Below are 21,093 nucleotides of genomic sequence, written 5' to 3'. Positions count from 1 at the left end.
CCTATTCGGCTGGCTGGAGCGCGTGCGGCGCTACCGGGCCATATGGCGCGACGGGTGCTGGCATTGGGCGACGGCGTTCGAACCGCTGCGCCAGCGCGCGCGCGACGACGTAGAAGGTGGGAGTGAAGAGCAAGCCGAAGCCGGTCACGCCGATCATCCCGAAGAACACCGCGGTGCCGAGCGCCTGGCGCAATTCCGCGCCAGCCCCCTCGGCGATCACCAGCGGCACCGCGCCGAGGATGAACGCGAAGCTCGTCATCAGGATCGGGCGCAGACGGTCGGTCGCGGCGCGCACCGCGGCCTCGATCGGCGTGAGACCATCCTCTTCCTCGGCCTGCTTGGCGAACTCGACCACGAGGATCGCGTTCTTGGCGGCCAATGCGATCAGCACGACGAGGCCGATCTGCGTCAGGACGTTATTGTCCATGCCGCGCAGGTTCACCCCGGTCATCGCCGCGAGCAGACACATCGGCACGATCAGGATGATCGCGAGCGGCAGCGTCAGACTCTCATATTGCGCGGCGAGCACGAGGAAGACGAACACCACCGCCATGCCGAAGACGAGCGCAGCCGTGCTTCCCGCAGACTTCTGCTGATAGGCGATGCCGGTCCATTCATGCGCATAGCCGGTCGGCAAGGCAGTATCGGCGAGCTTCTCCATCGCAACTAGCGACTGGCCGGAGGACGAACCCTTGGCGGTGTCGCCATCCACCTCGACCGCGGGAAACAGATTGTAGCGCACGACACGATACGGCCCGGTCTTGTCGCGGAAGGTCGAGACCGACCCGATAGGGACCATTTGCCCGGTGTTCGAGCGCGTCTTGAGGTTGGCGATATCCGCGGTGGTGTTGCGGAACGGCGAGTCGGCCTGCGCGGTGACGCGGTAGGTGCGCCCGAGCAGGTTGAAGTCGTTGACGAACGCCGAGCCGAGATAGACCTGCAACGCCTCGAACACGCGCTCCGGGGGCACGCCCAGCATGTTCGCCTTGGTGCGATCGACATCCGCGAAGATGCGCGGGGTGGCGGTGTCGAAGAAGGTATAGACTTGTGCGAGGCCCTTGGTCTGGTTGGCCTTGCCGATCAAATCATAAGCGGTCTTGCCCATTTCCTGATAGCCATGCCCCTGCTGGTCCTGCACCATCAGCCGATAGCCACCCGCCGAGCCGATCCCCTGGATCAGCGGTGGCGGGACGATCAGCAACCGCGCCTCGTTGATGTCGGCGGTCGCCTTTTGCGCTTCGGCCATGATCCCGGCGAAGGTGACGCCGAGTTTCTTGCGCTCCTCGAAGCTTTTGAGCGGGATGTAGGCGGCGGCGCTGTTCGGCGCGAGCGTCTGCGACGGGCCATCGAAGCCCGCGAGCATCACCGCGCCCTTGACCCCGGCGAGCGGGAGGATGCGCTTGGCGACCTTCTGCATCACCGCATCGGTGCGTTCGACCGAGGAGCCCGGCGGCAGCTGGATCACGGTCAGGAAATAGCCCTGGTCCTGTGCGGGGACGAACCCTGCGGGCGTCACCGTGAAGACGAAGGCGGTGAGCGCGATCAGGCCGCCGTAGACGAGCATCATCTTGCGCGGTGCGCTGACGAGCCGGAAGGTGAGGCGACCATAGGCCGTGCTCATCCGCTCGAACCCGCGGTTGAAGCCGTCGCCCGCGCGCCGGACGAGCCGGGTCAGGCGACCGCTCGAATGCGCATCGGTGTGCGGCTTGAGCAGCATCGCCGCGAGTGCTGGCGACAAGGTCAGCGAGAGCAGCAGCGAGATGATCGTCGCGGTCGAGATCGTTACCGCGAACTGGCGGTAAAACGCACCCGACAGCCCGGTCAGGAACACGGTCGGAATGAACACCGCGCACAACACCAGCACGATTGCGACCAGAGCTCCCGAAACTTCGTCCATAGACTTGCGCGCCGCCTCGAGCGGGGACAGTCCATGTTCCAGATTTCGCTCGACATTCTCGACCACGACGATCGCGTCATCGACGACGATCCCAATCGCGAGCACCAGACCGAACAGCGACAGATTGTTGAGCGAATAGCCCACCGCCGCGAGCACGGCGAACGTCCCGATCAGCGAGACCGGGATCGCCACGATCGGGATGATCGCCGCGCGCCATTTCTGCAGGAAGACGAGGATGACGAGCACGACCAGCACCATCGCCTCGATCAGCGTATGCTTCACCGCGTCGATCGACTGGGCGATGAACTCGGTTGGATTGTAGATGACCTTGTACGCGAGGCCCTTGGGGAACTTCTTGGACATCGCCTCCATCTCGGCGGACACCGCTTGCGCGGCGGCGAGCGCGTTGGAGCCGGGGCGCTGGAAGACCGCGGCGATGACGGTCGGTTTGCCGCTGAGATAGGTGTTCGCGCCATAATCCTGCGCGCCGAGCTCGACGCGGGCGACGTCGGAGACCTTGACCTGGCGACCATCCGTGTCGGTCCGGATCACCACGTCGGCGAACTGCTTGGGGTCGGTCAGGCGGCCTTGCGTCTCGACGTTGAGCTGGAAGGCGTTGCCGGTAGCATAAGGCGGCTGGCCGAGCGTGCCGGCGGCGACCTGGACGTTCTGGGCGCGCAAGGCCGCAACGATTTCGCCAGCGGTCAGGTCAAGTGCGGCGGCGCGACCGGGGTCGATCCACACACGCATCGAATAGTCGCGCGCGCCGAACAGCTGCACGTCACCCACGCCGTCGATGCGGCTGAGGCGATCGCGCACCTGCGTCAGCGCATAATTGGAGATGTAGCCGCGATCGAGCGAATCGTCGGGCGAGACGAGGTTGACCACCATCAGGAAGTCGGGGCTCGTCTTGCGCGTGACGACGCCCAGCCGTTGCACGTCCTCGGGCAGGCGCGGGACGGCGACCGCGACGCGGTTCTGCACCAGCACCTGTGCGGCATCGAGGTTGGTGCCGATCTTGAAAGTGACGGTGATCGTCACCTTGCCGTCGCCGGTCGATTGCGACGACTGGTACAGCATATTGTCGACGCCGTTGATTTCCTGCTCGATCGGCGCGGCAACGGTTTCGGCGACCGTCTCGGCGGAGGCACCCGGATAGGTCGCGCTGACGGTGACGGTGGGGGGCACGATGTCGGGATATTGCGACACGGGGAGCCCCAGATACGCGATCAGCCCGACGATGGTGATGACCACCGCGATGACCCCGGCGAAGATCGGCCGGGTGATGAAGAAGCGCGAGAAGCGCATGATGCGAGTTCCTATTCCGCGGGCACACTCCCTCCTTCCCGGACGGAGGCCGGGGTTCAGGAGTGGAACGGCAGTGAATGGAGCCGAGAGTGCGTCCCGACTGGGCCCCGGCCTTCGCCGGGGAAGAAGGCGGCTATTTGGTCAGCGTCGCTTCGCCCGCGATCGGCTGCGCCATCGGCGTGGATGCATCCGCCGACACCGCGATCTTGCCGAGCGTCGGCGCGACCTTGGCCCCCGGCATGGCCATTTGCGTGCCCTTGATGATGATCCGGTCCTTGGGGCCGACGCCCCAGCGGATCACGCGCATCCCGTCGACCACCGCGCCGACGACGACCGGCTTCGCGGTCACGACATTGTCGGGCCCGACGGTCAGCAGCACCTTTCGCGCCTGATCGGTCTGCACCGCATCGTCGGGGACGAGCAAAGCAGGCTTGGTTCCGGCGCTGGCGAGCCGCATGTTGCCGAACATCCCCGGCGTCAGGAACAGCCCCGGATTGGGCAGCACCGCACGCCCGCGGATCGTGCCCGAATGTGTGTCGAGGCCGTTGTCGGTGAAGTCGAGCTTGCCCTTCCAGCGATGCGCGGTCTCGTCCTGCAACTGAATCTCGACCGCGGGCGCGGTGGCCCCCGGCTGACGCGCGCGCTGGGTCTTGAGGTACAGCGCCTCGGAGCCATCGAAGGTGAAGTAGATTGGGTCGAGCGCGTTGATCGTGGTGAGCACCGTGCCGCCGGTGCCTTCGCCGCCCGCGACCTGATTGCCTGCATCGACCTTACGATCCGAGATGCGTCCGCCGATCGGGGCGCGGATCTGCGTGAACGACACGTCGAGCGCGCGGGCGCGGACGCGTGCCTGCGCGGCGGCGAGCCCCGCCTGTGCCGCTTGCAATTTGCCGCGGAGCGCATCGACTTCGCCCGCGGAGACCGCTTCGTCGTCGATCAGCCGCGTCGCACGACCGAGATCGGTGCGCGCGAGCGTTAGCGCGCTTTGTGCGCTCGCTTCGTTGGCGCGTGCTTCGGCGAGCGCAGCAGCGAAGGGGCGCGCGTCGATCGTGAACAGCAACTGCCCCGGGCGTACGATATCGCCGTCGTGGAAATGGACGCCCGTCACTTCACCCGCAACGCGGGGGCGCACCTCGACCGAGCGGCTCGGGGCGAAGCGGCCGACATAATCGTCCCACTCGCTGACCTGGCGAACCAGCGGGGTGGCTATGGTGACCGCGGCCGGGGGCGGGGCTGCGGCGACCGCGTCCGAATGATCGAACAGCTTGACGCCGACGACCCCGGCGATCGCCACCGGGATCACGATGGCACCGCGCTTTTGCCACCGCGTCCAGCGCTTTGACGGGGGCGGGGCCGTGGCTTCATTGGCGGCGGCCGTATCGATGGGGGCGATCATGTTCATGCGGAGGCTCTCCGGCTGCTTTGCCCGACGCGCATCCCGGTGACGCTGGTGACGAGCGTCTCCATCTGCGCTTCGGAGAAGCCGTTTTCGTGGAAATTGCTGATCTCAGTGACGGGCATCGCATAGCCGCGGTGGCGAGCGTAGACCGCGGCGCGGCGCAGCGCCTCGAGCTTGGGATCGGCGAGCCGCGAGGCCGTGCCGAGTCCGAACACGGTGCCGAGCGCGCGCGACATGCGGCCGGGGGTGCCGAGGCTGCGCAGCGTATCGCGTTGGGCGATCGCGATGACGCTCCATTCGAGTGCGGAGAAACCCGAGGCCGGGCTGGTAGTCGGCGCGGCGCAGGCGGCTGCCGATGCAGTCTGGGTGCGGGTGGCGACGGGTGCGGCGAACGGGTGGTTGATGTCGTAATAGGCCATGGAAATTCCCCCTGTTGGGTCTTTGCAGGACACACGCCGGCCTTCGCGGACGAAAGATCGTCAACGTTGCACACGGCGCAAGGCGCGGATGACCGCCCGGCAACGTGGTATCACGTGCCGTCGGACGGTTAAGACTTTGAAAGATAACGGACTCGCGATTGCGCGAGCCGGATCAGCTGGTTTGGTGGATCATGGGCGGAAACCCCTTTGCCGGCACCGCATCCACGCTAGGACCCGGCTTCAATACCAGTCGGTATATAAAGGGGTAAGCCGGTGCGTCAACTGCATTCTATACCGTTCCGAATAATTATCGCAACGGTGGAGAGAATGCTATTTGGTCGGCCAGACCGCCATGCTCGTCGCGACCAGTTCGGTCAGCTCCGCACAGGTCGCGCCGGAGCCCGCCTGGAGCATCAATCCCTGAAGAATCGCAAAGAGATAGCGGGTCAGTGCCGCCGGGGTCATGCCCTCGGGAAACTCGCCCGCCGCCTGTGCCTGCTCGAACCGCAGGATCAGCGCGGCCTCGGACGAGGCGCGGCGCTTGACGACGGCGGCCTTGATCGACTCGGCTTCCGCGCCACAGGTGGCGGTGCTGATCACGCCGAGACACCCCTTGGGATCGCACGTGCTCGACTGCATTTCGAGCGCACCGTTGAGCAGCCGTTCGGCCACGCCGCGCGCTGTCGGCGCATCGAGCGCCGAGGTCATATACGCCAGTTTCTCGCGCTCGTAGAGGTCCAACGCCTTGTTGAACAACGCTTCCTTGTTGCCGAACGCGGCATACAGGCTGGGCTTGGTGATCCCCATCGCCGCGGTCAGCTCGGTCATAGACGCGGCTTCGTAGCCGTTGCGCCAGAACACGAGCAACGCCTTGCCGAGCGCATCGTCGATGTCGAACTCGCGGGGCCTGCCTTTCGGGGCCGAGATGGAACACACGCTATTCATACCGAGCGGTATATAGGCATTAGCGCCACAACGTCCAGCGGGTACGCCGCGGAAACGCCCCGTTTCCAGCAGAAACGGGGCGGTCTCGGCACCGTTTTACGCATGAACGGAGCGTGTTCGACACCGTTACACGCGCGAACGATGCACCATGTGTCAGCCCAGGATGAAGGCCAGCAGATTCGCGTTGATCTGGTCCGCGTTGGTCGTCGGCATGCCGTGCGGATAGCCCGGATAGGATTTGAGTACCGCGCCCGCCACGATCTCCGCCGACAGCTTGCCGGTGGTCGCGATCGGCACGACCTGGTCGTCCTCGCCGTGCATCACCAGCGTCGGCACCGTGATCGCCTCCAGATCCGCGGTGAAGTCGGTTTCGGAAAACGCCTTGATCCCCTGGGTATGTGCCAGAATGCTGCCCATCATCCCCTGACGCCACCAGTTGAGCCGGACCGCTTCCTTGATCTCCGCGCCTTCGCGATTGTAGCCGAAGAAGGGCATCGTGAAGTCGTAGAAGAATTGCGCGCGGTTGGTCGCGGTCTGGACGCGGAGCCCGTCGAACACCGCGAGCGGGATGCCGTCGGGGTTGGCGTCGGTCTGCACCATGATCGGCGCGACCGCGCTGATGAGGATCGCCTTGGCGACGCGGCCGGGCTTGGCCTGCGCGACATAGCGGGCGACTTCGCCGCCGCCGGTCGAATGGCCGATGTGGACTGCGTTTTGCAGATCGAGCGAGTCGGTCAGCGCGACCACGTCGGCGACATAGCCGTCCATGTCATGCCCGGTCGCGGCCTGGCTCGAGCGACCGTGCCCGCGGCGGTCGTGCGCGATCACGCGGTAGCCGTGGTCTAGGAAGAACATCATCTGCGCGTCCCAGTCGTCCGAACTGAGCGGCCAGCCGTGGTGGAACATGACGACCGCCGCATCGCGCGGGCCCCAGTCCTTGTAGAAGATCTCGGTTCCGTCGGTGGTGGTGATGGTGGGCATGGCGGTGCTCCGGTCAGCGAAAGGGCGGGACGCGGTACGGGCCGTTGCCACTACCCGGTGGCGGGCGGTGGTATGGCTGGGCCATCATTTGGCGGATCATTGTGACGGGTGCGTTGCGTGTAGGCAATGTGGGTGGGGCGTATTTGGGGGGGGTGCAAGTTAAGCGGTAGCGTTTGGCGCGACTTTGCTTTTTTTGGGGGGGGTACTAACAAGTCACGGACTTAAATTGAGAACGTTACTAGTCGAAATGTGCGAGTTAGGGCTGATCCAAGGTACACTACAGTATTAATACATAAAATATGCTTGAAGTTGCTAAATATCGATAAATGATATACTGGGAAAGTAGCGGGGGTATATCAAATGGCACACACCGTTACCGTAGAACCGGATGAAGACGTTCAGGCGTGGTTCGTATTCATCGATCATCGTCCAATGATTGACTTCAATCGCGATTTTAAAGGGTCGCTGATTCTTCAGCCTGGTCGGCACAGATTGGCGTTGGACGTCCGAGGTAGCGGTTCCACGTTCAAGGTACAGATCGACGGCGGTGCCCAACTGATTGTGCCTGGGAATGGATGGCCGCTCACCCTCGCCGTTCCAAGAAACAAGAGTTCGGCGACAACCGTGGCGGAGTTCACGACATGATTGTCGCGTTTTTGGCTACACTCGCAACCTCACAGGTGGCAGCTACACCGGTGCTCCCCACAATGACCGAACGTAAGCAGGCGGGGCCTGTGGAACCGATACCGGCCCCTGCCGGACGCCAGGATGCTTCAGATAAGGGACTTGGACTGGCGCTGGAGGTTAACAACGACAAGCCCGCGCTGTCTGTGTCGATCGCCCGTCAGCTTCGACCTTCGCTAAAAGCAGGGGGGGCTGATGGGCTTACGTCCTTTTTCCGTCAAACCAGTTTCAGCGCCTCGGCAACCTCACCGATTGGCGGTAAAGACGATCTCGTCAATCCGCAGACACTCAACAAGTTGTCAGTAGGTCCCACGGTGACCATGGGAGTATCCCAATTCCGCACGTCCAGCCGGGACGAGGCCAATGGACCGAAGCCAGCTATAGGCTTGCAGTTCGGCGGAGAGGCAACGTTTGGGTTTAATCGCTTTGACTATCGTGAAAATGGTAGCTTAACAAAGTTGTCCAGCGACAAATTTCAATACTCTGTTGCGGTCTTCGCTTCAATATATCCCGCTGATGCGCGTTCCATGGTCAGCGTCGGTATGGAATATCAGCATGGCTTTGAGGCGCAGGACGAGGAGATTGTCTGCAAGTCGCAGGTCGTCCAGGCAAAGGACGATTGCGTCAAAAGTCCGCCTGGACCTCCGACCGAGGATGAAGGTCTACTCTTGTCGTTTGAGTTGCGCCGCACTTTCGGGCTGGGTTGGAGCTTCGCTGACCTGGCCATCTCCCCGAAGGCAACTGTCGACTCTCTTGATGGCGACGTCGGACTTGAACTCCCAATCTATCTGCTACCTCTCGAATCCAAATCTCCCGTGCTGCCCGGTATCAAGATTGGATACACGACTGAAAAGGACGACGTTGTTTTCGGGGTTTTTCTCAAAGCGGCTTTCGGACTGAAACGCTGACGGTTCTACGACAACGACTGGTTTGGGAAGCTTCGACGGTTCCCAATTCACTATTCGTTTTTGAATAAGGCTACGGTCCCGCGCACGGTAGCTATTGCCATTCGCATCGAAAGCCGACGTTCTATCTTCAACAACTTCTCGTGGTTCTTTCACGAATAATCGGACGGAGGCGAACGCTCCCACGCCACAAACGCCCCCCCGCACCCCAACCCCCCTCAGAACTGCCCCCCCACGTTGAACGTCACCAGCTTGGTGTCATCCCCCTTCTGCTTGATCAGCGCCTTTGCCAGATCGATCCGCAAGGGGCCGAACGGCGAGTTCCAGTTGACCCCCACGCCAATCGACACACGTGGCTTGGGGCTGTTGCCCGAATAGGTCTCGCGGTAGGCGCTCAGCGCATAGGTGTAAGGCGTGCCCGTGTTGGTCGTCGTGCTCGCGCCCGATGAATCGAGATACAGCGGCGCGCCATTGCTGTCGGTATATTGCCGCGTCGCCCCGGTGCAGGCGACCCCGGCGATGATCGCGGCGGCGCAGCTGTCCGCGAGCGTTGGCGTCTTGCCGCCGAACACCGCGCCGATATCGGCGTAGATCGACGGCCGCAGCCCGAGTTCGCGCGCGCCTGCGCCGAGCGGCACTTGGAGTTCGAGCCGCCCGCGATAATAGGTGTTGCCGCCGAGCGCCTCGGTCGTGTTGTTGCTCGTCGCGGTCAGCGTCGCGGGGACGGTCGACGTGTCGTAATACGCGCGCGTCACGCGCGGGCCGACGCCGCGGATGTCGAACCCGCGGATCTGCGGATCGCCGAGGAAGAAGCGATCGGTCAGCCGCACGTCCTGCCCGATCCCCTGGATATGCCCGCCCTCGGCCTGCGCGTTGAGCACGAAACCCGATCCCAGCCCCCAGAATTTGGACGCGATGATGGTCGAGCGGAGATAATGTGTGTCGCCGCCTAGGCCTGCGAAATCCTGGCTGATCGACAGGCGCGACCCCCGGGTCGGGTTGAGCCGGCTGTTGAGCGAATCGCGGATCAGCGAATAGCCGACCGACGAGGTCCAGCGGTTGCCGATCGCGTCGCACAGATACGATCCCGCGAGCGCGACGTCGCAACTGCCGTTGGTGTAATAGGTCGCCTGGTCGAGCGAGACCTGGTCGTAGCTGAGCCCGTAGCGCGCCGCGCCGCTCCAATATTCGCTGAGCGGGACCGCCGCGCGGATCTGGAACCCGGTCGAGACCTGTTTGTAGGTCGTCGTGTTGGTGTCGCCGACCGTGTTGTACGATCGGTAATCGCGGCGGAAGATGTCGCCGCCGAGCGCGACGTTGCTGTCGAACAGATAGGGTTCGGTGAACCCCAGCTCGACCGACTTGGAATAGGTCGAGTAGCTCACGCTGGCCCGCAGTTCCTGCCCCATGCCGCGGAAATTGCGCTGCTTGATCGACGCCTGGATGATGAATTTCTCGAGGCTGGAATAGCCCGCCGACAGCGACAGTTCGCCGGTCGATTTCTCCTGCACGTCGGCGGTCAGCACGACGCGGTCGGGGGCGGAGCCCTGCGTCTGCTTGATCTCGAACTTGTCCTGGAAATAGCCGAGCGAGTTGATCCGGTCCTGCGATCGCTTGACCTGGAAGCTGCTGAACGCATCGCCTTCGGCCAGCCGGATCTCGCGGCGGACGACCTTGTTGTTGGTCTGGGTGTTGCCGTTGACGTCGATCCGCTCGACATAGCTGCGTTTGGCCTCGGCGACGTGGAAATTGATCCCCATCGTCAGCGTGTCCTTGTCGCGCTGGAAATCGGGGCTGACGTCAACGAAGGCGTAGCCGAACGCGCCCGCCGCCTCGCTCAGCGAGTCGACCGCGGTCTCGACCTGTTTGGCGTTGTACCAGCTGCCCTTGGTGATCCCGAGGCTGGCTGCGAGTTTTGTGTTGTCGAAATCGCGGATGTCGCTGTCGACCGTCACGTCGCCGAATTTGTAGCGTTTTCCCTCCTCGACGACATAGGTGATGATGAAATCGCGCTTGTCGGGGGTCAGTTCGGCGACGGCGGAGGTGACCTTGAAGTCGGCATAGCCCTCGGTCAGGTAGAATTGGCGGAGCTTTTGCTGGTCATAGGCCATGCGGTCCTGGTCGTAGCTGGTGTTGGAGCTCAGCATCGTCTTGAGCCGCGCTTCCTTGGTGGCCATTTGTTCGCGCAGCTTGCCGTCCGAGAAATGGTCGTTGCCGAGGATGTTGATCTGGCGGACCTTGGATTTGGGGCCTTCGCTGACCTCGAAGATGACGTCGACGCGGTTCTGGTCGAGGTTGACCATCTTGGGGTCGACCGACGCGGCGAAGCGGCCTTGGCGGCGGTACAGCTCGATAATCCGCGCGATGTCCTGGCGGACCGCGGCGCGCGTGAAGATCTGGCGCGGGGCGAGCTTGACCTCCTTGCGGATCTTGTCTTCCTTGAGCCGCTTGTTGCCCTCGAAGATGATGCGGTTGATCACCGGGTTCTCGCGGATCCGCAGCACGATGTCGCCGGTTTCCGCGCCCGCGATCGATACGTCGGCGAACAGGTCGCTCGCGTAGAGATCCTTGATCGCCTGGTCGAGCGTCTCGTTGGTGAAGGACTGGCCCGTCCGCAGCTTGGTATAGGACAGCACGGTCTCGGGCTCGACCCGCTGCACGCCGTCGACGCGGATCGACCGGATCGTATGGGACGCGGCAGGGGTCGTAGCGGGGGCGGCAATCGGGGCGGCAACAGTCTGGGGGGGCGCCGTACCCGATGCGACGGCGGACGCGAAAACGATCGGGCCTACGCCCAACACCAATATCATCACTGCATCTCCAACCAGCTTCGCGAGCTAGGGCGCGCATGTGTCCGGCGGATTTTCGCCTGTGACGTCTGCGCCACGCGATGCGTCGGTGCGGGCATACCCCGTCACGTGGCGCAACCCTGGCCGGGCGCGCGGCGGCAACTGTGTCGGCGTGGTCAAGCGCGGGACACGCGGCAGACATTCGCGCGGCGCACCAACGGGCTTGCGCACCGTTTCCCCCATCCGGCGCGCGCGTTTGAAAGGCCTGCCATGTACGTTGCCATCAAGAGCCCGATCGTCCCCGAACCCAAGGTCGAGGAGCCGCCCTATGTCGACAATCCGTTCGCGCCCGAGATCTTCGCGACCGGCTATTCCGGAATCGCCAATATGCAGGGCGTGATCGTCCTGACGCTGGAGAGCGCGCGGTGCGACCACAGCCGCCCGCAACCCGCGCTGGAACGCGTGGTCGTCGGCCGCGTCGCGTTGACCACGACCGCCGCGCTCGAGCTCGTCACCGGACTCAACCAGTTCCTCGAACAGCAGGGGATCAGCGCGTCCAAGATGCTGGCGGGCGGGGCGACGTTCCAGTGATGCTGCGGATCGTCCTGTTCGCGGCGCACAACTGGTGGCGCTTCGTCCCCTGATCCACCCCGGTTCCCCTGCCCCGCGCAGGGGAACGGACTCACACCGGTAGCGTCACGCGCGCGAGCAATCCGCCGTCCGGGTGGTTCTCGATCGTCGCGTCGCCGCCGTGCGCGCGCGCGACGGCACGGACGCTTGCAAGGCCGAGCCCGGTGCCGCCGGTGTCGCGGTTGCGCGATCGTTCGGCCCGGAAGAAGGGTTCGAACGCGCGGGCGAGGTCGGCGGGGGCCATGCCCGGGCCGGTATCGCGGACCTCGATGATCGCGACGCCCTTGCCGGCGCTGAGCGAGACTTGCGCATTCCCCGCATAGTTCACCGCATTGCTCACCAGATTGGTCAGCAATGCCTTGAGCGACGGAGCGTCCCCGTCGATCCCGATCGCAGGTCCGGGCAGCAGCGTAACGTCGCCCCCGGCATCCGCCGCATCGGTCGTCACGCTTTCGGCGAGCGAGCGCAGGTCGAGCCTTTGCCGCCGGACATGTCGGGTCATCTCGCGGACGAACGCCATTGCGGCGCCGATCCGCTCGCTCATTTCGCGAATGTCCTCCTCGCCCGCAAGCCGGATCTCGTCGGGTGCCTTTTCGAGCCGCAGCGACAGGCGCATCAGGGGCGTTCGCAAATCGTGCGCGACCGCCGCGATCAGCGTGGTGCGATCCTCGACATAGCGATTGAGCCGTTCCTGCATCTGGTTAAACGCGGCGGCGGCCTCGGTGATTTCGGGCGGGCCGGACAGCGTCAGCGGTGCGGCGCGCGGATCGCGCCCGAGCCGGTCGGCCGCGCCCGCAAACAAGGCGATCGGCTTGGCGATCCGGCGCGAGACCCACCACGCAAGCGGCGCGATCCCCAGAACCGCGAGCACGAACCACAGGATAAAGCGCAACCGCCACGGCCGGAGCAGGCGCTCGACCGGCTCGATCCTGCGCCAGCCGCCATCGGGATGGCGAACCGATACCGTGAAATCGCCGAACAACGCATCGTCCATCGCGCGACGCTGGCGCAGCCGGGGGCTGACCATGCCGGCGGGAATCGGCGGGCGGAAGGCACCGATGATCGTCGGGCCCTTGTGTTGCCCCGAATGGACGACGACCGATCCGATCGGCAACCGCAGATCGAACGCGATCGCGCGCGCCAGTGCCAGGTCGCGCGGGTTGGACACGGCGATGGTCGGCGCATCCGCGATGCGCACCGTCAACAACCCGCTGGCATCGCGCCCGCTCCGCGCAACCGCGGCGATCCGGCTGGTCGTGAAGATCGTCGGCGATGGCGGCGGCATCAGCAGGAACGCGCCGAAATTGAGGATCTGCACGAGCAGCACGGTCGCCAGCATCATCGTGAAGATGCGCAGGAACAGCGGCCAAGACTTTTGGGCGTTCGCAGGCGTGGTGGCGGGGTAGGGAAGCGGGTCTGCCGCGGCACGGACGGTCATGCGCGCGTCACCGATGGCACGAAGAAATAGCCTTCGTTGCGGATCGTGCGGATGATCTCGTCGTCGCGCGCGCGGAGTTTGCGGCGCAGGCGGCTGACCTGGACGTCGATCGCGCGGTCATAGGCGTCGCTGTCCGGGCCGCGCGCGTCCTCCAGCAAGATGTCGCGCGTCAGGACGCGGCGCGGGCGCTTGACGAAGGCGCGCAGGACCGAGAATTCGCCGTCGGTCAGGTCGACCAGCATTCCGCTGCCGTCGAGCAACTCGCGCGCGGCGAAATCGACTCGCCAGTCGAGGAAGCAGTAATAGCGCGGTTCGGCGGCGATTTCGTCGCGCGCGCGCAGTGCGGCGCGGACGGTCGCGAGGATCTCGCGCGCGCTGCACGGTTTGGTCAGATAATGGCTCGCCCCCATTTCGAGCCCGAGGATTCGGTCGGGTTCGTCCCCCAGCGCACTGAGGAAAACGATCGGCGGCCCACCGCGCAGCGCGATCCGGCGACATGCGGAAATGCCGTCCTCCCCCGGCATCATGATGTCGAGCAGCACCAGCGACACCGGGTGCCGCGCGAGCACGACGTCCATCTCCTGCGCGTTCGAGGCGGTTTCGACGCGGTAGCCGTGGCGGCTGAGGCTTTCGGTCAGCAGCGTGCGAATCTCGTGATCGTCGTCGACGACGAGCAGCGTGGGCGCGTCGCGCGGCGATGGGGAGGGGGCGGTCTGGAAAGCCGTGGTCATCGCGGTGCGATGCGATTGCGATGTGTCCGCCATATGTCCGATCGGCGGATCGCCCCTATCGGGTGATGCCGCCGGGCCACACTTTTGTAACGGCGCGGACATCGCGGGAAACAAGCCGGAAAAGAATGCACGCCAAGGACAGGGTGCAGTTCGTCGCCGCAGCATCTTTCCTTCAGGAGTCGCATGACCATGACATTCCATACCAGCGGCGACACGATGTCGTCCGGCGTCGCCAATGCTGCCATCCCCGCCGCCACGGGCGCAAGGATCGTAATCGTCGACGACGATCCCGGCGTCCGCGAGCTGCTGACCGAATTCCTGGTCGACAACGGTTTCGGGGCCGAAGCGGTGGCGAATGGTGCGGCGTTGCGCGACCGGTTGGACCGGCGCGACTGCGACCTGATCGTGCTCGACATCATGATGCCGGGCGAGGACGGGCTGTCGATCCTGCGGTCGCTGATGCATGTCGAGGATGGCCCCGGGATCATCATGTTCTCGGCGATCTCAAGCGAGATCGACCGGATCGTCGCGCTCGAGATGGGCGCCGACGACTATATCCTCAAACCGTCGAGCCCGCGCGAGATCATGGCGCGGATCCGCTCGGTTCTGCGGCGCCGTGCGTCGACTGCGGCGCGCGGGACGACGACCGGGATCGGCAACGCCGGCGCTGCACCGACCGACTGTTATGCGTTCGCCGGCTGGAGTTTCGATGCGCGTCGCCGCAAGCTCACCGCACCCGACGGCGTGATCGTCGCCGTTACCGAAACCGAATATCGGATGCTCGCCATCTTCCTGCGCGATCCGCAGATCGTCCATTCGCGCGAGGACCTGGCGGATCTGACCGGGCGCGACGTGCCCAGCTGCAACGACCGGACGATCGACGTCCATGTCAGCCGTTTGCGCCGCAAGCTGGCGGTCAACGGCGGCGACGAGATCATTCGTACGGTGCGCAACCGCGGCTATCTGTTCCTGCCACGGGTCGAGGCGCGCGCCGCCTGATCGCCGCGGCCCTCCGTCCCGAATGGGTCGGAGGGCCGCGACCCGTTCAGAGTTGGCCGGTCAGGATCAGCTGGCGAACGTCGTCGGCGGCCTGGTTGTTCGCGCCGAGCCGTTCGATCAGTTGCGCCGGGCGGCTGCCGCGCAGTCCGGCGAGCGTCAGCGTCTTGTCACGGACGTAGGTGTAGACCCCGCTGACCGCGAAGGCAGTGGCGTGGCGGACATGCTGCTGCTGCCCTTGCGCGATCGCCGCGAATGCATCGCTTTCTAGGAACGCACGGCGGGTCAGCGGGGTCTCGAACGCGAGTTCGAGGATGCCGACCGCAGCGCGTTCGGGGGGAACAAGGTGGTCGACGTTGGGCGCGGGCGGTGCGGGCTTCGCATTGTCGTAGCGCTCGGGCAGGTGCAGCCGGACCTTGAGTACCGCCGTTTCCGCCGCGAGCTTCTCTGCGAAATCGGTCAGGAAGGTGCCGAACGCGTCGAGGTCGTCGGTCGCTGCGCCGAGGTGGACGTGGATCCGGTCGAACCCGTCGCCCGCATTGGGGATCGGGTCGGGAATGCGGTCGACGAGCGTGCGCGATCCATTCGGAAGCGCATAAGCGACCGTCGCGGCGAACATGTTCTGCTCGTCTGCGAACAGGATCGAACTGGCATCGTTGAACGTCGTTTGATCCTCGGCGGAGGCGAAACCGATTTCCACGCCGCCATCGAGTTCGTAATCGGGGAAGGGGGTGATCCCTTCCACGGATGGCCACAGATGCGCGTCCTGCGCGCGGTCGAAATGGGTCTGGACGTACCAGCAAAGCCCCGGAACGCGCGAGCACAACGGGCCGTGGACGTCGCGCCAATAGGTCGCGAACAGCTCGTGCGGCACGCGCGGGCGGCGCAGCACGGTGGTGTAGGTGTTGATCCCGATGCTCTTATCGCGGGCGGCGTAATCGTGATCGGTGGATACCTTGGGCATTCGGATGCTCCTTTGATCTGCAAGAGTTCGGATTTTGCTCCCCTCCCTGGAAGGGAGGGGCTGGGGGTGGGTCGGTGTGAGGCTGGCCGTCCGTCAGATGATCGGGCCGACCCACCCCTCGATCCCCTCCCTTTCAGGGAGGGGAGGAAGAAGGAGGCCTAACGCTTCAGCCGCGCTTCAGTCGCGCGACCAGCGGGGTCAGCACCACCGCCAGCACGGCAATCGCCGCAGCGACATAGCCGACGCTCGGCAGGCCAAGGTGCAGGATGATCGCCCCGCCGATGATCGCGCCGAGCCCGATTCCGGCGTTCGCCATCGACACGTTGAGCGTGCCCGCCAGTGCCTGCGCATGGCTCGCCGACTGCATGACGCGGACCTGGCAGATCGGGTAGAGCGCGGTGTTGGCGACGCCCCACACCGCGAGCGCGACACCGAGCCAGACCGGCGACCCGGCGAACAGGGTCGTCGCCGCGATCCCGACTGCGAGCACCAGCGAGGCGATTGCGGTCACCAGCAGCGGCCCCTTGCCAACGAACTGCCCGCCGAGCCAATTGCCGCCAAGCCCGACGATGCCGAACCCCATCAGCCACCAGCCGACCCGACCCGCGGGGATATGCGCGATCTGCTGCAGCGTGTCGGCGAGATAGGTGTAGGCGGTGAACATCGCGGTGAAGACCACCACCGACAGCACGACGTTGCCGAGGAAATACGGGTCCTTGAGGATCCGCGCCTGCTCGGCGAGCCGGACACGGGCGGGGCGGGCGAGCGTCGGCATGACGAAGAACAGCAGCACACCCATTAGCAACGACAGCCCCGACAGGCCCCAGAACGTCCCGCGCCAGCCGAACGCATCCGACGCGAGCGTGCCGAGCGGAATGCCGAGCACCATCGCGCCCGAGATTCCGAGATAAACGTTCGCGACCGCTTTGCCCGACCGTTCCGGGCCAGCCAGCGTGCCTGCGGTCTCGCTCGCGGTGCCCCAGAAGACGGGGAGCGCAAGCGCTGGGAGAAAGCGCGCGAATTCGAGGATCCAGATATTGGGGGCGGCCGCGGCCAGCGCATTGGCCCCTGCGAAAATCAGCAGGATCACGACGAACAGCCGCTTGCGTTCGAAATGCGACAGCATCGCAGTGAGGAACGGCCCCGCCAGCATCACGGTGAACGCGAACAGCGTGACGAGTTGCCCGGCCGCCGCGACCGAGATGTCGAGATCGCGCGCGAGCCCCGGCAGCAGTCCGACGATGATGAACTCGGTCGTGACGATCACGAACGCCGAGATGGCGAGCAACAGCACGGCAAGGCCGTTGCCACGCGTTTGCGGTGGTGCCCCGGCGTGGGCGGTAGGGATAGTGGCAGACGGCATCGGGCATTCTCCAGCGGATCTGCCCGATGTAGGATGACGAAACGTCTCGTCACGCGGTAAGAATTCGCCTAACTTGGGACCAAAATTCCCTAATTGTGAGCGCGCCATGATCCCGTCGGAACGCCTGAAGGGCATCGAGGCCTTTGTCACCGCGGCGGATGCGGGCAGTTTCACCACCGCAGGCAAGCGGCTCAACCTGTCGAGTTCCGCAATCAGCAAGGCGATGGCGCGGCTCGAGAGCCGGCTTGGCAGTCGGTTGTTCGACCGGACCACGCGGCGGCTGACGCTGACCGAGGCGGGGGCGGCGTTTTACGAAACGTGCGTCCGCGTGCTGGCGGAACTGGTCGAGGCGGAGGCGGTGCTGGCGTCGCATCGCTCCGAAGTGGTCGGGCGGATCAAGGTCGACGTGCCGATCGCGTTCGGGCGGATGCGCGCGATGCCGCTGTTGCTCGGCTTTGCCGAGCGTAATCCGAACGTGCGGCCGCACATCACCTTTACCGATCGGCTGGTCGATATCGTCGAGGAAGGGATCGACGTCGCGGTGCGGATCGGGACGGTGGCGGCATGGCCGGATGCGCTGGGGCATCGCTATCTCGGCACCGAACGCGTGATCGTTTGTGCGTCGCCGGCGTATCTTGCGCGGCATGGCGTGCCCCGGACGGTCGAGGAGGTGATGGCGCGCGACTGCATCCTGTATGGTCGCGCGGACGGCAGCACGATCGCGTGGCGGTTCGCCGACGGCGCGGGCGGGGTGGAACACCGCACGATGGAGCCGCGGATCGTGCTCGGCAGTGCGGAGGCGCAGGTCGAGGCAGTCAAGGCTGGGTTCGGGATTGCACAGCTCGCAACCTGGCTGATCGCGGACGAACTCGCGCGAGGAGAGCTGGTGGAGGTCCTGCCCGACCAAGCGACCGAAGGGCTGCCGCTCCACCTCGTCTGGCAGCGTAGTCGCCAGCTCAGCCCGAAAGTCGATGCGGTGCTCGAGGTGTTGAGCACCGGGCTCCGCATCGACTGATCGGCGCCGTGGCTATTGCTTCGCCTTCTTCGTCTCGGGCATCGCCAGCAGGTAGAGCGTAAACCCAGCCGCCGCGATCGCCGCGAGCGTCAGGAAGCTGACGCTATACCCTGCCCAGACGATGATCGCGCCCGCGAGCGACGCGGACAGCGCCGCACCCAGCCCCTGTGTCGTAGCGACCGCGCCCTGGCTGACGTTGAAGCGTCCGCTGCCCTCGGTCAGGTCGGCGATCACCACCGGGAACAATGCCCCGAAGATTCCTGCCCCAACGCCGTCGAGCGCTTGCACGCCGACCAGCCAATAGGGATCGTTTGATACGGTGTAGAGCGCGCCGCGGGCGGCGAGGAAGGCGAAGGCGAGCAGGAAGATCGGCTTGGTGCCGAACCGTTCGGTGCTGCGCCCAACGAGGATCGCGACCGGTACCATCACGAGCTGCGCGGCGACGATGCACGCGGCGGTGAGCGAGGTCGCCTGGTCCTTGCCTACGGTCTTCGCGAGCAACTGGCTGACCGAGGTGAGCATCGCGGCATTCGACAGATGGAACAGGAAGGCGATCACCGCGAACAGCATCAGCGGGCGGTTCTCGACCAGCACCTTCCAGCCGCTTGGTTCCTCGCAGCCTTCCTCGGGCTCGCAATCGAGCCCGCGTGCGACCGCATTGTCGATGTCGTCGTTGCGGATGCGGAAGGTCGTCGCGATGCTTGCGACGGTGAGGCCGGCCATCAGCCAGAACACCACGACCGGCCCGAACTTCCACGCGAGCACGCCCGCGAGCGCCGCGGACACCGCGTTGCCCGCGTGGTTGAATGCTTCGTTGCGCGCGACGCGCTTGGCGAACAGCTTGGGGCCGACGAGGCCGAGCGTGATCGCCGAAATGGCGGGCGCAAACACCGCACCCGCCACCGCGGCGATCGATTGCGTAACGGTTACCGCGGCGAAGCCGGATACGATCGGCAGCGACAGGCTGCTCAATGTCACCAGCAGTGCCGCGATCATCACGATCCGCGGCTTGTTCTTGCTGCGGTCGATCAGGCCGCCTGCAGGCGTTTGTGCGAGCAGGCCGACGATCCCCGCGATCGTCAGCACCAGCCCGACGGTCGCCTCGTTCCAGCCATGCGCCGGTCCGCGCACCGCGACGAGATAGATCGCGAGATACGGCCCGAGCCCGTCGCGAACGTCGGCGAGGAAGAAGTTGAGCGCGTCGAGCGTGCTGCCCGGTTTGGAGCGCCGCGGTGTCGAGCCGCCGGATGCGGGAGAAGCGAAGGCAGTGGCCATGAGGGAGTCTCGCGGGGCTTGAGAAGGGGGCGGTCGGGTGGCGGGCGTCAGCCGAGCGCGATGCGCGCGGCGAGCGCGGCGGCGAGGGCGGGGATCATCGTCACCGCACCGACCTTGAGGAAGCGCCAGAACCCGACGTCTTCGCCTTCGCGCCGGATCGCCTGAAGCCACAGGATCGTGGCGAGCGACCCGGTGATCGACAGGTTCGGGCCGAGATCGACGCCGATCAGCAGCGCATCCACCACCATCTGCGGCGGGTGCGCCTGAAGCACGGCGCTGCTTGCGATCAGTCCGGCGGGCAGGTTGTTGATGAGGTTCGATCCGAACGCGAGCAGCGTGCCCGCGGTGAGCGCACCGCGCGCCGGGTCGGCGGACGCGGTACGGAGCGCCTCGGCGACATGCCGGATCACGCCGGTATGATCGAGCGCCTCGACCAGCACGAACAGCCCGGCGACGAGCGGCAGGACGCTCCACGATACGTCGCGTGCCACGGCGATGGGGGAGCTTCGCGTCGCCATGGCGACCACCAGCGTCGTCGCGACCCCGGCGATGCAGGTCGGCAGGCCGAGCTCGATGTCGAAGGCGGACGCCAGCAGCAGCGCGGAGGCGGTCGCGACGATCCCGCCCAGCGCGATCTTGCCCCCGGTCGACAGCGGGGTGCGATCGACCTCGGACTGGCAGTCGCCGACGATCCGCGCGCGTTCGACGTAGCGCAGGATCAGGAAGGTCACGGCGATGGCGACGAGCGACGGCAGCGCGAACGACGCGAACCATTGCCCGAGCGGGGGCATGTGCCCGCCGTACAGCACGAGGTTGGCAGGGTTGGAGATCGGCAGCACGAAGCTCGCCGCGTTCGCGATCAATGCGCAGGCGAATAGCAGCGGCAGTGGGTCCGCCTCGGCCTTGCGTGCGGCGGCGTAGACCGCCGGGGTCAACACCACCGCGGTCGCGTCATTGGACAGGAACGTCGTGGTGACGATCCCGGTCGCATAGACGAGCAGGAACAGGCGCGGGCGTGAGCCGTGGGCATGATTGACCGCCGTCGCGGCGACCCAGTCGAACAGGCCGTGGCGGCGGCAGGTTTCGCTGAGCAGCATCATGCCGATCAGGAACAGATAGACGTCCGTGCCCTTGCCGATCGCGCCGAGCGCGGCGGAGAACGGGAGCAGCCCGAACACGAGCAGCAACGCCGCCCCCAGCATCGCCCAGATCGCTTCGGGCCAGCGGAACGGCCGCGTGATGACGCCGGCGGTGGAGGCCGCACAAATGCCCCAGGTTACACCCGTCGCGAGGCTCACGAACGGCGTCGCGGGCGGGTGGGCTCCGATATGCGCAACGGGACGGTCATCACGCA

At 65.5% G+C, this 21,093-nt stretch carries 16 protein-coding genes; 4 read left to right on the top strand and 12 right to left on the bottom strand.

Translation table 11 applies throughout. The annotated features are described in order from the left end of the window. Window position 1: 1 nt before the first annotated feature. From ABIC17_RS19230 to ABIC17_RS19210, 5 genes are all read right to left on the bottom strand, one after another. A complete protein-coding gene (locus tag ABIC17_RS19230; protein ID WP_354284660.1) occupies window positions 2–3,205 on the bottom strand; it encodes an efflux RND transporter permease subunit in 3,204 nt (1,067 codons plus the stop codon). 133 nt (window positions 3,206–3,338) lie between these two features. Beyond that, window positions 3,339–4,607: an efflux RND transporter periplasmic adaptor subunit gene (locus tag ABIC17_RS19225; RefSeq protein WP_354284658.1), complete on the bottom strand. Its 1,269-nt coding sequence runs from the start codon at window positions 4,605–4,607 to the stop codon at window positions 3,339–3,341. Then, window positions 4,604–5,023: a hypothetical protein gene (locus ABIC17_RS19220; RefSeq protein ID WP_354284656.1), complete on the bottom strand. Its 420-nt coding sequence runs from the start codon at window positions 5,021–5,023 to the stop codon at window positions 4,604–4,606. The genes ABIC17_RS19225 and ABIC17_RS19220 overlap by 4 nt, the downstream gene beginning before the upstream one ends. Before the next feature lie 330 nt (window positions 5,024–5,353). Further along, a complete protein-coding gene (locus ABIC17_RS19215; protein ID WP_354284654.1) occupies window positions 5,354–5,968 on the bottom strand; it encodes a TetR/AcrR family transcriptional regulator in 615 nt (204 codons plus the stop codon). A 153-nt stretch (window positions 5,969–6,121) separates the two neighbouring features. Next, window positions 6,122–6,949 (bottom strand): alpha/beta fold hydrolase, encoded by an 828-nt coding sequence (locus ABIC17_RS19210; protein ID WP_354284652.1) that lies wholly within the window; start codon window positions 6,947–6,949, stop codon window positions 6,122–6,124. A gap of 575 nt (window positions 6,950–7,524) precedes the next feature. Here ABIC17_RS19210 and ABIC17_RS19205 point away from each other — a divergent pair. After that, window positions 7,525–8,541 (top strand): hypothetical protein, encoded by a 1,017-nt coding sequence (locus tag ABIC17_RS19205; protein ID WP_354284650.1) that lies wholly within the window; start codon window positions 7,525–7,527, stop codon window positions 8,539–8,541. A gap of 215 nt (window positions 8,542–8,756) precedes the next feature. On the opposite strand, the gene bamA is transcribed toward ABIC17_RS19205, so the two are convergent. Further along, window positions 8,757–11,348: an outer membrane protein assembly factor BamA gene (gene bamA, locus ABIC17_RS19200; RefSeq protein WP_354284648.1), complete on the bottom strand. Its 2,592-nt coding sequence runs from the start codon at window positions 11,346–11,348 to the stop codon at window positions 8,757–8,759. Window positions 11,349–11,597: 249 nt separating this feature from the next. Between bamA and ABIC17_RS19195 the strand changes: the two genes are divergently transcribed. Next, a complete protein-coding gene (locus ABIC17_RS19195) occupies window positions 11,598–11,918 on the top strand; it encodes a hypothetical protein (RefSeq protein WP_354284646.1) in 321 nt (106 codons plus the stop codon). Between the two features lie 91 nt (window positions 11,919–12,009). Here the strand turns inward: ABIC17_RS19195 and ABIC17_RS19190 are convergent, their stop codons facing one another. After that, window positions 12,010–13,395: an ATP-binding protein gene (locus ABIC17_RS19190; protein ID WP_354284644.1), complete on the bottom strand. Its 1,386-nt coding sequence runs from the start codon at window positions 13,393–13,395 to the stop codon at window positions 12,010–12,012. Continuing rightward, window positions 13,392–14,126 (bottom strand): response regulator, encoded by a 735-nt coding sequence (locus ABIC17_RS19185; protein ID WP_354284642.1) that lies wholly within the window; start codon window positions 14,124–14,126, stop codon window positions 13,392–13,394. The genes ABIC17_RS19190 and ABIC17_RS19185 overlap by 4 nt, the downstream gene beginning before the upstream one ends. Window positions 14,127–14,309: 183 nt before the next feature. On the opposite strand from ABIC17_RS19185, the gene ABIC17_RS19180 reads away from it, so the two are divergent. After that, window positions 14,310–15,125 (top strand): response regulator, encoded by an 816-nt coding sequence (locus ABIC17_RS19180; RefSeq protein ID WP_354284640.1) that lies wholly within the window; start codon window positions 14,310–14,312, stop codon window positions 15,123–15,125. Window positions 15,126–15,171: 46 nt separating this feature from the next. Here ABIC17_RS19180 and ABIC17_RS19175 read toward each other — a convergent pair whose 3' ends face one another. Together ABIC17_RS19175 and ABIC17_RS19170 are read right to left on the bottom strand one after the other, a co-directional pair. Continuing rightward, entirely contained in the window at window positions 15,172–16,086 is a 915-nt protein-coding gene (locus tag ABIC17_RS19175; protein WP_354284638.1) for an EthD domain-containing protein, read from the bottom strand. A 166-nt stretch (window positions 16,087–16,252) separates the two neighbouring features. Next, entirely contained in the window at window positions 16,253–17,449 is a 1,197-nt protein-coding gene (locus ABIC17_RS19170) for an MFS transporter (RefSeq protein WP_354284636.1), read from the bottom strand. A 106-nt stretch (window positions 17,450–17,555) separates the two neighbouring features. Here ABIC17_RS19170 and ABIC17_RS19165 point away from each other — a divergent pair, with 106 nt between their 5' ends. Continuing rightward, a complete protein-coding gene (locus ABIC17_RS19165) occupies window positions 17,556–18,464 on the top strand; it encodes a LysR family transcriptional regulator (protein WP_354284635.1) in 909 nt (302 codons plus the stop codon). 12 nt (window positions 18,465–18,476) lie between these two features. On the opposite strand, the gene ABIC17_RS19160 is transcribed toward ABIC17_RS19165, so the two are convergent. Then, entirely contained in the window at window positions 18,477–19,739 is a 1,263-nt protein-coding gene (locus ABIC17_RS19160; protein WP_354284633.1) for an MFS transporter, read from the bottom strand. A 47-nt stretch (window positions 19,740–19,786) separates the two neighbouring features. Continuing rightward, window positions 19,787–21,037 (bottom strand): arsenic transporter, encoded by a 1,251-nt coding sequence (locus ABIC17_RS19155; RefSeq protein ID WP_354284632.1) that lies wholly within the window; start codon window positions 21,035–21,037, stop codon window positions 19,787–19,789. Between the last annotated feature and the right edge of the window lie 56 nt (window positions 21,038–21,093).

The sequence above is a fragment of the Sphingomonas sp. PvP056 genome, from assembly GCF_040549155.1.
In the GTDB taxonomy this organism is placed as follows: Bacteria; Pseudomonadota; Alphaproteobacteria; order Sphingomonadales; family Sphingomonadaceae; genus Sphingomonas.
Note: the sequence above shows the minus strand (reverse complement) of the source record. Positions and strands in the feature narration are given on the sequence as shown.

What these genes read in the sequence shown, in the direction of transcription:
- ABIC17_RS19160 (WP_354284633.1), bottom strand. Translation starts at nt 19,739, where the DNA reads ATGGCCACTGCCTTCGCTTCTCCCGCATCCGGCGGCTCGACACCGCGG.
- ABIC17_RS19165 (WP_354284635.1), top strand. Translation starts at nt 17,556, where the DNA reads ATGATCCCGTCGGAACGCCTGAAGGGCATCGAGGCCTTTGTCACCGCG.
- ABIC17_RS19205 (WP_354284650.1), top strand. Translation starts at nt 7,525, where the DNA reads ATGGCCGCTCACCCTCGCCGTTCCAAGAAACAAGAGTTCGGCGACAAC.
- ABIC17_RS19195 (WP_354284646.1), top strand. Translation starts at nt 11,598, where the DNA reads ATGTACGTTGCCATCAAGAGCCCGATCGTCCCCGAACCCAAGGTCGAG.
- ABIC17_RS19230 (WP_354284660.1), bottom strand. Translation starts at nt 3,205, where the DNA reads ATGCGCTTCTCGCGCTTCTTCATCACCCGGCCGATCTTCGCCGGGGTC.
- ABIC17_RS19215 (WP_354284654.1), bottom strand. Translation starts at nt 5,968, where the DNA reads ATGAATAGCGTGTGTTCCATCTCGGCCCCGAAAGGCAGGCCCCGCGAG.
- ABIC17_RS19185 (WP_354284642.1), bottom strand. Translation starts at nt 14,126, where the DNA reads ATGACCACGGCTTTCCAGACCGCCCCCTCCCCATCGCCGCGCGACGCG.
- ABIC17_RS19175 (WP_354284638.1), bottom strand. Translation starts at nt 16,086, where the DNA reads ATGCCCAAGGTATCCACCGATCACGATTACGCCGCCCGCGATAAGAGC.
- ABIC17_RS19220 (WP_354284656.1), bottom strand. Translation starts at nt 5,023, where the DNA reads ATGGCCTATTACGACATCAACCACCCGTTCGCCGCACCCGTCGCCACC.
- ABIC17_RS19190 (WP_354284644.1), bottom strand. Translation starts at nt 13,395, where the DNA reads ATGACCGTCCGTGCCGCGGCAGACCCGCTTCCCTACCCCGCCACCACG.
- ABIC17_RS19180 (WP_354284640.1), top strand. Translation starts at nt 14,310, where the DNA reads ATGACCATGACATTCCATACCAGCGGCGACACGATGTCGTCCGGCGTC.
- ABIC17_RS19210 (WP_354284652.1), bottom strand. Translation starts at nt 6,949, where the DNA reads ATGCCCACCATCACCACCACCGACGGAACCGAGATCTTCTACAAGGAC.
- bamA (WP_354284648.1), bottom strand. Translation starts at nt 11,348, where the DNA reads ATGATATTGGTGTTGGGCGTAGGCCCGATCGTTTTCGCGTCCGCCGTC.
- ABIC17_RS19170 (WP_354284636.1), bottom strand. Translation starts at nt 17,449, where the DNA reads ATGCCGTCTGCCACTATCCCTACCGCCCACGCCGGGGCACCACCGCAA.
- ABIC17_RS19225 (WP_354284658.1), bottom strand. Translation starts at nt 4,607, where the DNA reads ATGAACATGATCGCCCCCATCGATACGGCCGCCGCCAATGAAGCCACG.